This is a genomic window from Gordonia hongkongensis, from assembly GCF_023078355.1.
Lineage (GTDB): Bacteria > Actinomycetota > Actinomycetes > Mycobacteriales > Mycobacteriaceae > Gordonia > Gordonia hongkongensis.
Map to the genome: position 1 here is coordinate 4,810,169 of NZ_CP095552.1, position 13,533 is coordinate 4,823,701.

Consider the following 13,533-nt stretch of genomic DNA (forward strand, 5'->3'; position numbering starts at 1 on the left):
CGGCACTCCTGTTGATCGATCGGACAAGGTCTTGATGAGGAGACGGGAACTCGCACCCGGAGGCACATTCGGGACGGTCGCGGCGATGCGACGGTCAGGACGAGAGCAGGGGCAGACCCAGGTAGGGCCAGACCCAGAACGCGAAGATGATGAGCAGCACCAGCGACACCGGCGCGAGCAGCGCCGACATCGTGAGCAGATGCCGGGGTTCGTAACCGGGGACGTCGTCACTCGCCGCGAACATGGCGACCGGTTTGGCCGAGCTGGTGAGGGTGATGCAGAACCCGGCGGCCGCGGTGGACAGGAAGGCCGCGGCGACGGGGTCGACCCCGACGGCCGGGGCGGTCACCACGATGATCGGGATCAGTACCGCCGAACGGGCCGAACGGGATTGGATCACCAGATGCGCGAGCAGCGAGACGATCGCCGCGACGACGACGAACACCATCGCCGCCGCCGGCCCGGTCTCGGCGATGGACCCGAAAGCCTGATCCGCCAGCCACTCCGCGGCACCGCTGGAGTTGAGCGCCATCCCCAGCGCGAGGGTGGCGGCCATGAACAGCAGGAGCGTCCACGGGATGGTCTTCAGCGCCGCGCCCAGCGTCGTCGCGCCGACCGCCGGCGCCGACGCGGCCAGCGCGCCGAGCACCGCGACGATGGCCGGGTCGACGCCGTGCAGGGGTTCTGAACACCACAGCACCACAACGAGTCCGAGAACGACGGACACCCGTCGTTGAGCAGACGTGAGCGGTCCGGAGGTCGCCGTCCCGGTCGCCGCGAGAGCGGTCGGCGGCACGCACAGCGGACGTGCCCGTTCGGCGTGATCGGTCATCAACCACAGCGCCGCCTCGGCCGCGAGGTGCCACCACACGAGGGCCAGGGGGATGCCGAGGACCGCCCAGTGCAGGAATCCGATGCCGCCACCGGTTGCGGCCGAGACGATCTCGACGGTGATGAGGTGCGCGCCGGCACCCAGAAGCGATCCCACCGCCGAGAAGAGGATCACGATCGGGAAGACCAGCGCGAGGCACAGCACCAGACGAGGTCGGTCACGCAGGACCGCAGCGAGCGCGAGAAAGATCGGAAGGGCAAGGGCCGCACGGCCGGAGGTCGCCGGGATCGCGAACGTGGTCAGCAACAGGGCCGCGGTGATCAGATGGACCAGCTGACGAGGCGTCCGGGCCCGGCGGACGACACGCGCCGACACACGAGCCGACAGACCTGACGCCGTGACCGCGGCCGCGATCACGAAAGCACCGATCAGCAACCAGATCACGCCGGAGCCGAGGGTGCCCGCGAAGGTGTTGGCGTCGATGATCCCGAAGACCACCAGAGCGATACCGCCACCCAGCGCGACATAGGTGTCATCCAGCGGCGAGAAGATCCACGCCCACACCGCGACGAGGAAGACGAGGAGGGTGACGACGGCGTCGAACGGCAACTTCCCGGTCCACCCGGCATGTCCGACGAACGCCCCGGCGCCGAGAACGACGACGAGACCGGCTGCCGCCCAGGGGGACAGCGCGCTGCCGACGGCGTCGAGGAGGGTGCGTCGTGGCGGCGGTGGCGGCGTCACCGTGCGCACGGGTGGGCGCGTCGCGTACATCGTCACCGAGCCCGGGTGATCCGGAGGTCGGTCGATCGCGTGCGGAAGGTTCATGGCGACCACTCTGCGGTGCCGGCGTGACACCTTCATGAGGCGCGAATGAAAGTTCTTTCACGGAAAGAACCGGTGAACAGACGGCAAACCCACCACCGGCTCGGGCCGGTGGTGGGTCTGCGCGGTTACCCCGGTGGGGTGCCGGATCTACTTCGGTGGCATCCGGATGCCACCGTCGACGCGGATGACCTCCGCGTTCATGTAGCTGTTGGTGACCAGCTCGACGACCATCGAAGCGAGCTCGTCGGGCGCACCCAGGCGGTGCGGGAACAGGACCGACTCGCCGAGCTTGGCCTTGAACGCCTCGGCCGCTTCGCCCTCACCGTAGATCGGGGTGTCGATCAGACCGGGGGCGATGGTGTTGACGCGGATGCCGACCGCAGCCAGGTCGCGCGCGACCGGGAGGGTCATGCCGACGACGCCGCCCTTGGACGACGAGTACGACGCCTGGCCGATCTGGCCGTCGAACGCTGCGACGCTGGCCATGTTGACGATCGCGCCGCGCTCGCCGTGGCCGTCGAGCGGCTCGTTGCGGCTCATGGCGGTGGCCGCAAGACGGATGCAGTCGAAGGTGCCGATCAGGTTGATCGCGATGACCTTCTTGTAGGCGTCGAGGTTGTGGGCCGACCCGAACTCACCGTCGCGACCGATGGTGCGCTGCGCCCAGCCGATGCCGGCCGAGTTGACCAGGGCACGCAGCGGGCCCAGTTCGGTGGCCGCGTTGACGGCGGCTTCGATCTGTTCGGTCGAGGTCACGTCGACGGCGACGAACTGTCCGCCGATCTCCTTGGCGAGTTCTTCGCCCTTGTCCGCGTTCAGGTCGGCGACGATGACCTTTGCACCCTTGGCCGCCAGCTGGCGAGCCGCAGCCGCGCCGATGCCGGACGCGCCACCCGTGACGATTGCACTAGCTCCATTGATATCCACGCCCCGGAGCCTATCGAGCGTTCTATCGCTCGGTAAAGCCCTTCGGGGAAACACCCCGCATCGAAATCCTCCACATCAGATCACCCCGCGCCGAATCACCCCGGGGTCAGACGCACTTCACGATGGGTTCGGGCGCGTAGCGGACGGTGCGGGTGGACCGATCGATCTCCCGTCCGGTACGCGCGTCCTTGATGATCCGGGTGTCCGATGCCGTGAAACCCTTGCTCCCGCTGCTCGGGATGCAGTCGTCCCCGCGCGGAACGCGGACTCGCGGCGGATCGGTGGGGGCAACCCGCTCACCCGTGACCGACTCGACCTCGAACGCCTTCGTGCCCCAGAGCCGCACCGTCACCGACGACGGCGACCAGGCGGTCTCGATCAGCACGCCATGCCGCGTGTTGTTGCGGAACTTCAGGTCGATGGCGCCTTCGAACACGGTCGCCTCCCGCGCCTCCGGGTACCGCGAGATGTAATACGCGTGTTCGGTGTGATCGACGTCCTCGAGCCCGGCGAAATACGTCGCGTTGTACAGGGTCGTCGCGAACTGGGAGATCCCGCCGCCGACCGCGTTCGACGCCCGACCGTGGTCGATGATCGTCGACTCGACGTACCCCTGCTCCGCTCCGCGCGGCCCGGTGTGCCCGTTGAGCGAGAACACCTTTCCGGGCAGGACGAGGGCCCCGTCGACCTCGGCGGCTACGAGCCGGATGTTCTCCCCGGAAGCGCTCGAGAAGCCACCTGTGGTGTACTCGCTGATCAGTTCGGTGACCCCGAGCTTGCGCGCGGCATCGGTCGTGAGCTTCGGCTCGACGTCGTCGTAGACGACCTCGACCCTGCGATCGCCACCGTCGGCCGCCGCACTCGTGGCGACGGCGGCGAGGGTCTTCGGCCAGTTGATCGCGGCGCCGTCGACGCCCGGCACCACCTGCGGACGGCCGGACGCCAGACTGAACGTCGCGCTGACGGGGGCCCGTTGCGAGGCGTCGAGGTCGGGGGCGAGGATCTCGCGCCCCACCTTCTCGTCGGCTCGGGGGGTGAGCCCGCCGCGGCCGTCGGGCCCGAAGGTCACCATCGACGCCAGGTCTCCCGCGGGCACCTCGACCGTCCGTTTGCGGCGGTCCACGAGACTCACGGGAGCCGCGACCACCCGTTCGGCCGGTCCGGCGACGGTCGCGACCACGACCTCGGCGCTCACCGTCGGCGAGAAGGGTTCCATGGGCAGGTCGACGGGGGCGCCGTCCAGCCAACGGTCGACGAGGGTCGCGGCGGCAGCGTCTCGCGCGATGCGTTCACCCTTGGCGGGCTGATCCCCAACAGGCTTGGTGCCGTCGTAGTGCACACCACCCTCGACCGCGGCCTTCTCGAGTGACGCGCGCTGGGCGTCGAGCGCCGCGTTCATCGCCGTCCGATCCAGCGTGACGACCGGCTCGACGTCGAAGTCGCGGCCGAACAGCGCGGCCAGACGGACGAGCGGATTGCGCGGTTGCTCGAGGAGACGAGCCCGCGTCGCATCGGCGTCGTATGTGAGTCCCAGCTCGGCGGGCGAGACCTCGGCCGAGCCCTCCGGCGTCCGCAAGACAACCGGTTGTCGCGAACGCGCCGTCAGCTCGTCGAGTACGGAGGTGAGTTCGGCGGAGTTCCGACCGCCCGCATCGATACCGCCGACGACGGCGTTGCGTGGGGAATCGGAGCGGGTGGCCACGAACTCCGCGGCGAGGACGAGCGTGATCACGGCGACGACGGCGAGCACGGCGCGTAGCGCGGATCGTGCTCGGCGAGAGCCTGGGGTCACAACTCCATCCATCGGGGCTGGCAGCTCGGCCGGGCTGACGACTTACCGATCAGGGGGTGGCCGCAGAACTACGGTCGGGAAAGTAGGCGCTCCGGCCGAGCTGTCGGGTCGGGGGTCTGACAGCGCAGCCGGAGCTATAGACATATTTACGCTACTTTTCGGCCGGAGGCATCCCCGGACGGCCGATTCTGTCGAATATGTGACGAAGTACCCCGATTCGTCCCACGAAAGTGAGACGGATCGGCCGATCAGTCGCCGATCCGTCTCACTTATCGGGATTCCAGCTCCCGATGATGTCCGCTTCGGGTCGTCAGCCCTCGATGATCGCGGTGACGCCCTGGCCGCCCGCGGCACAGATCGAAACCAGGGCGCGACCGCCGCCGTTCTCCTTGATCTGCTTGGCCGCCTGCGCGACGATCCGGCCGCCGGTCGCCGCGAAGGGGTGACCCGCCGCGAGCGACGAACCGTGGACGTTGAGCTTGCTGCGGTCGATCGAACCCAGTGCCGAGTCGAGGCCGAGGCGCTCCTTGCAGTACTCCTCGGACTCCCACGCCTGCAGGGTCGCGAGGACCACCGACGCGAAGGCCTCGTGGATCTCGTAGAAGTCGAAGTCCTGCAGCGTGAGCCCGTTGCGGGCGAGAAGACGCGGCACCGCGTAGGTCGGGGCCATGAGCAGCCCGTCGGGACCGTTGACGTAGTCGACCGCGGCGGTCTCGCTGTCCACGAAGTAGGCGAGCACCGGCAGTCCGCGGTCGGCGGCCCACTCGTCGCTGGCGAGCAGCACGGTCGACGCCCCGTCGGTGAGCGGCGTCGAGTTGCCCGCGGTCATCGTCGCGTCGCCGAGGGAGACGCCGAAGACCGGCTTGAGCTTGGCGAGCTTCTCCGCGGTGGAGTCGCCGCGCAGGTTCTGGTCGCGGGTCAGGCCCAGGAACGGGGTGATCAGGTCGTCGAAGAAGCCAGCGTCGTAGGCGGCGGCCATGTTCTGGTGGCTGCGGGCGGCCAGCTCGTCCTGGTCGGCTCGCTTGATGCCGAACTCCTTGGCCGTGACGGCGGCGTGCTCGCCCATCGACATGCCCGTGCGGGGCTCGCCGTTGCGCGGGATCTCGATGCCGAGCTTCGTCAGCAGCTTCGCGGCGCCGAGGATCTGGTCCTTGGTGCTCCGCGCGCGGTTGACCTCGAGCAGCTGACGACGCAGGCCCTCGCCCACGGCGATCGGCGCGTCCGACGTCGTGTCGACGCCACCGCCGATCGCGGCGTCGTAGCGGCCGCGGGCGATACCGTCGGCGACCGTCGTGATGGCCTGCAGTCCGGTGCCGCAGGCCTGCTGGATGTCGAACGCGGGCGTGTACGGCGACAACGCCGAACCGAGCACCGACTCGCGGATGAGATTGAAATCACGGGCGTGCTTGAGCACGGCGCCGCCGGCGACCATGCCAAGCTGCTCGCCCTGCAGGTTGAAGCGGCTCACCAGGCCGTCGAGCGCGGCAGTGAACATCTCCTGGTTCCCGACCTTCGCGTACGCCTTGTCCTGGCGTGCGAACGGGATGCGGTTGCCGCCGAGGATCGCGACGGGACGATCGCTGCGGGTCTTCGGCTTGCTGGTGGGGTTGGACTGTTCGGCCACGTCGATCTCCCAAGGGTCGGGTGCGGTATCTATAGCGTATTCTTACTCATCAGTAAGTTCGTTGTCGAACGACAGTCAGAGGAGATCAACGTGGCCGCCAACGGAAACACTGGCCTGTACTCGAGCTTCGTCCATTCCGCGCCCGGCGCATTCATCGCCAAGCAGGCCGGTTTGCCCGTCCCGGCGCCGCTACGGCGCTACAAGGCCTCCGAGCCGCCGCTGCCCGGCCCCGTTCTGCTCGGCGGGTCCGGCCGGCTCGTCGAACCGCTTCGCGAGATGCTCTCGACCGAGGACTACGACCTCATCCAGAACGCCACGACCGGGCGCAGCGCCGACAAGTACGGCGGCCTCGTCTTCGACGCGACCGGAATCACCACTCCCGCCGAGTTGCGTCAGCTCTTCGAGTTCTTCCAGCCCGCGATGCGCTCGACCGCGGCCTGCGCGCGGTTCCTGGTCATCGGCACCACGCCGGAGCTGGTCACCGACCCCTCCGAGCGCGTCGCGCAGCGTGCACTCGAGGGCTTCACCCGCTCGCTGGGCAAGGAACTCCTGAAGGGGTCCACCGTCCAGCTCGTCTACGTCTCCCCCGACGCCAAGACCGGGCTGACCGGCCTCGAGTCGACCGTGCGCTTCGTGCTGTCGGCGAAGTCGGCCTTCGTCGACGCCCAGGTCATCCGGGTCGGCGGCGCCGACGCCACCGCGCCGAAGAACTGGGACAAGCCCCTCGAGGGCAAGGTCGCCGTCGTCACCGGTGCCGCCCGCGGCATCGGTGCGACGATCGCCGAGGTCCTCTCCCGCGACGGCGCGCACGTCATTGCCGCCGATGTCCCGCAGGCCGGGGACGCCCTGTCGGAGACGGCGAACAAGGTCGGCGGCACCGCCTTCCCGCTCGATGTCACCGCGGCCGACGCCGGCGCGAAGCTCGCCGAGCACGCCCTCGAGCGGCACGGCGGCATCGACATCATCGTCAACAACGCCGGCATCACCCGCGACAAGCTGCTCGCCAACATGGACGACTCCCGCTGGGACGCGGTCATCGCGGTCAACCTCATCGCACCGCAGACCCTCGTCGAGACGCTGCTCGAGAAGGGCGCTCTGCGCGAGGGCGGCGCCGTCGTCGACGTGTCGTCGATCGCCGGCATCGCGGGCAACCGTGGCCAGACCAATTACGGCGCCTCGAAGGCCGGTGTTATCGGCCTCGTCGACGCCTACGCGCCGATCCTCGCCGAGAAGGGCATCACCATCAACGCGGTGGCGCCCGGCTTCATCGAGACCAAGATGACCGCGGCCATCCCGCTCGCGACCCGTGAGGCCGGTCGCCTGATGAGCTCGCTGCAGCAGGGCGGTCAGACCGTCGACGTCGCCGAGACCGTGGCCTACTTCGCCAACCCGGCGAGCAATGCCATCACCGGCAATGTGGTCCGCGTCTGCGGCCAGGGATTCCTGGGGGCCTGATGGGCAAGACGATCACCCTCCCGTCCGCACCCGGCACCGCCGAGCTGTACGGCAAGGCGGTCACCGCGCTGCTGCCCGGCATCGGCAAGCCGCCACGGGTGCCGGCCGACGCCACCGCACCCGAGACGCGTTACCGGCTCGACGGCGTGCGGGTGGATTCGACTGCGCTGCAGGCGTATTGCCACGCGACCGGGCAGCGGTTCGGCGGCACCCTGCCGCTGACGTATCCGTTCGTGCTGCAGTTCCCGGTCGTCATGAAGCTCATGACGTCCGACGAGTTCCCGTTCGGCGCCGTCGGTTCGGTGCACATGACGAACACCATCGAGCGCACGCGGCCCATCGAGGTCGGTGAGCCGCTCGACATCGTCACGCATGCACAGAACCTGCGCGAGCACCGCAAGGGCATCCTGATCGACGTCGTCAGCGAGATCCGCGTCGGATCGGAACTTGTCACCACCCAGACGGCGACGTTCCTGAAGCAGCAGCGCACCAGCCTGTCCGACGAGCCGCGGGGTCCCGAACCGAAGTCGAAGACCCCGCCGCCGCCGGACGCCATCCTGGCCGTCGACCTCAAGCGGATCCGCGAGTACGCCGCCGCCTCCGGCGACCGCAACCCGATCCACATGGGCAACCTGCCGGCCAAGGCCTTCGGCTTCCCCAAGGCGATCGCCCACGGGATGTGGAGTGCCGCAGCAGCTGTCGCGAACGTGGAGGCGCAACTGCCCGACGCCGTGACCTACGACGTCAGGTTCGGCAAGCCGATCCTGTTGCCGGCCAAGGTGAACCTGTACACCCGCCGCATCGACGGAAAGGGGAGCTTCGACATCGCGATCCGCGACCGCCGCAAGGGATTCCCGCACCTCACCGCGACGACGCGGGAGGGCTGAGGGCTCTCGCCTTTCGCTCCCGCGGTCTCGTTTCCGTCCCGCTTATTGGATCCAATCAGCGGATAGGAAGCGGGGCCGCGGGAGCGTTTGCGTTGCACCTCAGGTGTCGACACTTCAGGCGTCGGTACCGACGCCCTTCAGGCCGCGCCAGGTGATGCCGACGAGGAGGTTGGTGGCCTTCTCGAGGTCGACGTCACCCTCCGTGATGCGGTCGGCGACGGCCTCGGCGGCGCCGACGATCGACACGGCGGTGAGTTCGAAGTCGATGTCGCTGTCGACCTCGACGGTCGTGCCCGCCTTGATCAGTTGGGCGACCATCTCGGTGACCCGCTGGCGGCTCTCGGAGACGATGCCGGCGAAACCGGCGGTGCCGATGGCGACGCGGTACAGCACCCGCCAGGACTGCCGGTGCTCGTGCACGAAGCGGAGGAACTCACGGATCACCGTGACGGCCTGCTCACGTTGCGACAGCGACGGGTCGAAACCGACGCTCATCGCGTCGATGAACAGACCGGACTCACGGGCGATGCACGCACTGAACAGTTCGTCCTTCGAGCCGTAGTACAGGTACAGCATCGGCTTGGAGATCTGCGCCTCGGATGCGATGGCGTCCATCGAGGTCTCGCGAAAACCGTTCTGCGCGAACACCTTGACGGCCGCATCGAGCATCTGCTGCTCGCGCACCGCGCGGGGCAGGCGCTTGGTTCCGCCCGACATGACCGCCACCTCCGTTCACGACTTCTGTTCCGTCCGACGATATCAACAACTTACCAATCGGTAAGGTGAAACCCCATTCAGACCGTCGGCGCCGGGGGACTCAGCAGGTCAACAGTTCACCACACCCTTGGATCGAAGGATTCGCACGACCTTGTCGTCGAGTCGTGCCGGCGCCAGGCGACCCGCTGACACCGCGCGTTCGAGATTGTCGAGCACCGACGAGACACGGTCGGTCGACAGCCACAGCGCGATGTCGCCGCCGGCGAGGATGAACTTCTCCACCGCCTGCTCGATGGGGTACTGGGCGCTGATCGCCGCCATGCCCGACAGGTCGTCGGAGTAGATGACGCCGTTGAACCGCGGACCGTCGTAGCCGACGCCGGTGCGCAACATCTGGATCGCGGGCCGGCTGATGCTGGCGGGCAGTCCCTTCGTCAGACCGGGCACGATCAGGTGCCCGACCATGGCGCCCGCGGTCCCCGGGTCGCGCAACAGCGTCCGGAACGGCACGAGGTCGCTGTCCTGCAGCTCCGCGAGCGACGGAACCGTCACAACGCCGAGATGCGAGTCGCCCGACCCGTGTCCGTGACCCGGAAAGTGCTTGTACACAGGCGTGATTCCCGCGTCGGCCAGCCCCGCGGCGTACGCGCCCGCGTACTCGGTGACGACGGCCGGGTCGTTGCTGAAGGACCGGTCGCCGATCACCTCGTTGTCCGATTCGTCGCTGACGTCGGCGACGGGAGCGAAGTCGACGGTGACCCCGAGCCGCTTGAGCTTGCGGCCCACATCGGCCGCGATCGCCCGCACCTGCTCGGGCGTCTTGGTCTGGGCGAGTTCACGAGCCGAGGCGTGGTCGATGCCGAGCGCGGACAGGCGCGACACCCGCCCGCCCTCCTGATCGACGGTGACCATCAGCGGGATCGGCGAGTTCTGCGAAATACGTGCTGCCGCACCGCTCGTCAGAATCGCCTTGTCGGTCCAGCTCCCGACGAAGATCCCGCCGATCTCCTCGTTCTCGACGATCTGCTGGGCGTCGGCCGCCCCGGTCACGCCGACGACGATCAGCTGCGCCAGCTTCTGGCGTACGGACAGCTTCGCGAGTTCGCTTGCGCCACAGCTGTTTGCGACCGGAACGGTCGTCGGCGACGCCGACGAAGACGCCGAGGCGTACGACGACGCCGAGGACGAGGGAGTCGGCGGCGGTGAGTCGGGCGTCGATGACGCGCACGCCGCCAGCGCCGCGCACAGTACGGCGACCGTCCCCGTCGTCATCGCATTCCGGATCCGGTTGTCACGGATCCCTTCGCGACGAATCCGCCGGGGTCTGCGAGTTGGGCCCATGGCTCGAGTCTGGCATGTAGCCTGAGCCAATGGACGTGGGGTCCGTTTCGTCCGGGTCCGCCACCGCCGGCGGCGGTAGCGGCGCCAAGGGTGCCGCACAAACCCTGATGATCGCCTATGACGGGTCTCCCAACGCCGACCGCGCCATTCGCTACGCCGGTCATTTCCTCCGTGCCCGCTCAGCTGTCGTCGTCACCGCGTGGCAGCCCGGCGCGATGACGCCGGCACGCATGTCCACCCTCGCCGGTGGGATGCAACCCTTCATCGACACCCAGCTCGACGTCGGCGTCGACCAGGCCCTCGAGGAAGAAGCCGCCTCGATCAACGAACGGGGCGTGGCCCTCGCCGTCGACTGTGGGCTGGCCGCACGCGGATCGCTCGTCGAGGTCGAGTCGACGGTGTGGGGGGCGCTCGTCGCCGCGGCCGAGGCGCTGAACGTAGATCTTCTGGTCACCGGAACGCGCGGCGCATCGGGACTCAAGGCTCTGCTGCGGTCCAGCGTCGCCGAACGGGTCCTCAAACACTGTCATCGACCGGTGTTCATCGTTCCCGCGAAGTGCGAGAAAGAACCGCAGGTCACGCTGTAGCGCAACGCTGCTGGTCGAGCGTCCCCACCTGACGGCCGAGCTAGTCGAGGTCACCAAGTGGCTTCGACACGGCGCCTCGCTGCGCTCGGAGCCGGCTCAACCAGCGGGGGTGGGGCGCCTCGACCTCGACGCGCTCCTTCGTCGCTTGCTCGGCCCGGCGGCTCCGCTCGGAGCCGGCTCAACCAGCGGGGGTGGGGCGCCTCGACCTCGACGCGCTCCTTCGTCGCTTGCTCGGCCCGGCGGCTCCGCTCGGAGCCGGCTCAACCAGGGGGGCGAGCCGGCTCGAGCAGCGGGGACGGGTACCGGCGCAACCGGTGGTGGGGACCAGCTCAAACAACAGTGACGTGTCCTGATCTGTGGGATGCGTGGCCTGGACGCCACGGTGCGGGTCGGAAACGGTGTCCTCATGACTCGATCGGTGCTGATCCTCGGATACCCCGGGGTGCAGGCCCTGGACGTGACCGGACCGGCCGACGTGTTCACCACCGCGTCGTACGCCCTCGCCGACCAGGGCGCGCAGGTCCGCTACGACCTGCGGCTGGTGTCGACGACCGGTCTGCCGGTGGGCACCGGCGTCGGGCTGGAGTTCGTCGCGCAGCCGCTGCCCGACCCGGCCGAGCCGCTCGACATCCTGATCCTCCCCGGCGGCACCGGCGTCCACGACGCCTCCCGCGACCCCGACCTCGTCGACTGGATCCGACGGGCGGCGCAACGGGCACGACGCGTCGTCAGCGTGTGCAACGGCGCGTTCCTCGCCGCCGAGGCCGGCCTCCTCGACGGCAAACGCGCGACGACGCACTGGGCCGTGACCGAGTTGCTCGCCGAGCGGTACCCGTCGATCCAGGTCGACGCCGAGGCCCTGTTCGTGCGCGGCAGCGACCGGGTGTGGAGTTCCGCGGGCGTCACCGCCGGTATCGACCTCTCGCTGGCCCTCATCGAGGAGGACCACGGCACCGAGCTCGCACAGCTCGTCGCGCGGTGGCTCGTCCTCTACATGCGGCGCCCAGGTGGTCAGAGCCAGTTCGCCCCGCCGGTGTGGATGCCCCGGGCCCGGCGCACGGCGATCCGCGAGATCCAGGAACGCATCGAGGCCGAGCCGGGCCGGGTGCACCGCGTCGACGATCTCGCCCGCGACGCGTCGATGAGCCCACGCCATTTCTCCCGCATCTTCACCGACGAGACCGGTGAGGCGCCGGGCGCCTACGTCGAACGGGTCCGGACCGACGCCGCCCGCCGGGCACTCACCCAGAGCGACGACACGATGCCGGTGATCGCCACCCGGTGCGGGTTCGGGTCGGCTGAGACGATGCGGCGCACCTTCGTCCGCCGGCTCGGCGTGCCGCCCGATCAGTACCGCCGCACCTTCCGCTAGACGCACACCCGAGAACCCACGACCCGGAAGGCATCCATGACCCAGATAGCGATCGTGCTCTACCCGCAGTTCACCGCGCTCGACTTCATCGGCCCCTACGAGGTGCTGCGAGCCCTGCCCGACACCGATGTCAGATTCGTCTGGCACGAACCCGGGCCGGTCGTCGCCGACTCGGGCGTGCTCGTCGTCGGAGCCACGCATTCGTTCGACGAGACACCGTCGCCGGACGTCGTCCTGGTGCCGGGCGGTCCCGGTTTCCTGGCCGCCTCGCAGGACGAGAAGGTCCTCGACTGGCTGCGTGCCGTACGGCCGGGCGCCCAGTGGACGACGTCGGTCTGCACCGGTTCGATCATCCTGGCCGCCGCCGGTCTGCTCGACGGGAAGCCGGCCACGACGCACTGGTCGTCGATGGCCGGGCTGTCGCTGCACGGCGCGAAGCCGGTGACCGACCAGCGGATCGTGCGCGTCGCGCCCCACGACGACCTGGTCACCGCGGCCGGTGTGTCCGCGGGCATCGACCTCGCGCTGTGGCTGGCCGAGCAGATCGCCGGGCGTGCGCGCGCGGAGGCGATCCAGCTGATCATCGAGTACGACCCGCAACCCCACCTGGACTCCGGGCATCGTTCCAAGGCGTCTGCCAAGACGATCGCGACGTCGACGATGCTGCTCAGCCGCGACGTCGACAAACCCGAGATGGTGAAGTCGAGCGTGCGTCTGTTGTGGGATCGCGCCCTCACGAAAGTGCGTTCCGGACGTTGAGCTCGACACGGTGCACCCGCACGTGTCAGCGGGTGTCACCCGGAAACGGACTCGGGCGATGGTAGTTTCATCGCCATGACCAACAACCGCCTTGTCGCCGGAGCCGTCGCCGGGGTCGCCGGCATCCTGGTGGGACTCGGCGCGGTGTTCCTCGGCGGGTTCCTGGCCTCCGAGAACAGCCCGTCCACCGATCTGAACAACATCAGCCCGAACAACGGATTCGTCCAGGGTTCGGTGGACTACGGTTCGCGCGGCGGAGCCGGCGAGACCAACTGACCCATCCACGACGCCGCCGGTCCCGGCGTCTCCTGATCGACAGCAGCCGCAACTGAGTACTCCGCCTCCGCCACCGGATCAGTCCGTACTCAGCCGACGCGGTATCGCCGTCGTCGGCGCGATCTCGCTGCTGATC

The 13,533-nt window shown here is 68.9% G+C and carries 12 protein-coding genes; 6 read left to right on the forward strand and 6 right to left on the reverse strand.

Features of this window, described 5'->3' with window-relative positions; all coding sequences use genetic code 11:
* Nucleotides 1–94: 94 nt before the first annotated feature.
* From MVF96_RS21715 to MVF96_RS21730, 4 genes are all read right to left on the reverse strand, one after another.
* A complete protein-coding gene (locus MVF96_RS21715; RefSeq protein WP_247450448.1) occupies nucleotides 95–1,660 on the reverse strand; it encodes an SLC13 family permease in 1,566 nt (521 codons plus the stop codon).
* A gap of 147 nt (nucleotides 1,661–1,807) precedes the next feature.
* Nucleotides 1,808–2,587, reverse strand: a complete 780-nt coding sequence (locus tag MVF96_RS21720; RefSeq protein WP_058252218.1) for an SDR family NAD(P)-dependent oxidoreductase — start codon at nucleotides 2,585–2,587, stop codon at nucleotides 1,808–1,810.
* A 106-nt stretch (nucleotides 2,588–2,693) separates the two neighbouring features.
* Nucleotides 2,694–4,391 carry a VanW family protein gene (locus MVF96_RS21725; protein ID WP_247450450.1) on the reverse strand — a complete coding sequence of 566 codons (1,698 nt, stop codon included), beginning with the start codon at nucleotides 4,389–4,391 and terminating at the stop codon, nucleotides 2,694–2,696.
* A gap of 298 nt (nucleotides 4,392–4,689) precedes the next feature.
* Nucleotides 4,690–6,003, reverse strand: a complete 1,314-nt coding sequence (locus MVF96_RS21730) for an acetyl-CoA C-acetyltransferase (protein ID WP_065630353.1) — start codon at nucleotides 6,001–6,003, stop codon at nucleotides 4,690–4,692.
* Between the two features lie 90 nt (nucleotides 6,004–6,093).
* On the opposite strand from MVF96_RS21730, the gene MVF96_RS21735 reads away from it, so the two are divergent.
* The gene (locus MVF96_RS21735; protein ID WP_247450452.1) at nucleotides 6,094–7,458 is read left to right on the forward strand and encodes a 3-oxoacyl-ACP reductase; all 1,365 of its coding nucleotides are present in this window, start codon (nucleotides 6,094–6,096) and stop codon (nucleotides 7,456–7,458) included.
* Complete coding sequence (locus MVF96_RS21740; RefSeq protein WP_247450454.1) at nucleotides 7,458–8,345, forward strand: MaoC/PaaZ C-terminal domain-containing protein; 888 nt, start codon at nucleotides 7,458–7,460, stop codon at nucleotides 8,343–8,345. The genes MVF96_RS21735 and MVF96_RS21740 overlap by 1 nt, the downstream gene beginning before the upstream one ends.
* Nucleotides 8,346–8,459: 114 nt before the next feature.
* Here the strand turns inward: MVF96_RS21740 and MVF96_RS21745 are convergent, their stop codons facing one another.
* On the reverse strand, nucleotides 8,460–9,062 hold the full coding sequence (locus tag MVF96_RS21745) for a TetR/AcrR family transcriptional regulator (protein WP_247450456.1): 603 nt from the start codon (nucleotides 9,060–9,062) through the stop codon (nucleotides 8,460–8,462).
* Between the two features lie 108 nt (nucleotides 9,063–9,170).
* A complete protein-coding gene (locus tag MVF96_RS21750) occupies nucleotides 9,171–10,334 on the reverse strand; it encodes a glycoside hydrolase family 3 N-terminal domain-containing protein (protein ID WP_247450458.1) in 1,164 nt (387 codons plus the stop codon).
* Nucleotides 10,335–10,432: 98 nt separating this feature from the next.
* Here MVF96_RS21750 and MVF96_RS21755 point away from each other — a divergent pair, with 98 nt between their 5' ends.
* The 4 genes from MVF96_RS21755 (at nucleotide 10,433) to MVF96_RS21770 (ending at nucleotide 13,397) form a co-directional block, all read left to right on the forward strand.
* Nucleotides 10,433–10,990 carry a universal stress protein gene (locus MVF96_RS21755; RefSeq protein ID WP_247450460.1) on the forward strand — a complete coding sequence of 186 codons (558 nt, stop codon included), beginning with the start codon at nucleotides 10,433–10,435 and terminating at the stop codon, nucleotides 10,988–10,990.
* A 406-nt stretch (nucleotides 10,991–11,396) separates the two neighbouring features.
* Entirely contained in the window at nucleotides 11,397–12,362 is a 966-nt protein-coding gene (locus tag MVF96_RS21760) for a GlxA family transcriptional regulator (RefSeq protein WP_165629446.1), read from the forward strand.
* 36 nt (nucleotides 12,363–12,398) lie between these two features.
* Nucleotides 12,399–13,121 carry a DJ-1/PfpI family protein gene (locus tag MVF96_RS21765; protein WP_247450461.1) on the forward strand — a complete coding sequence of 241 codons (723 nt, stop codon included), beginning with the start codon at nucleotides 12,399–12,401 and terminating at the stop codon, nucleotides 13,119–13,121.
* A 75-nt stretch (nucleotides 13,122–13,196) separates the two neighbouring features.
* Entirely contained in the window at nucleotides 13,197–13,397 is a 201-nt protein-coding gene (locus MVF96_RS21770) for a DUF2613 domain-containing protein (RefSeq protein WP_004023745.1), read from the forward strand.
* Nucleotides 13,398–13,533 lie beyond the last annotated feature (136 nt).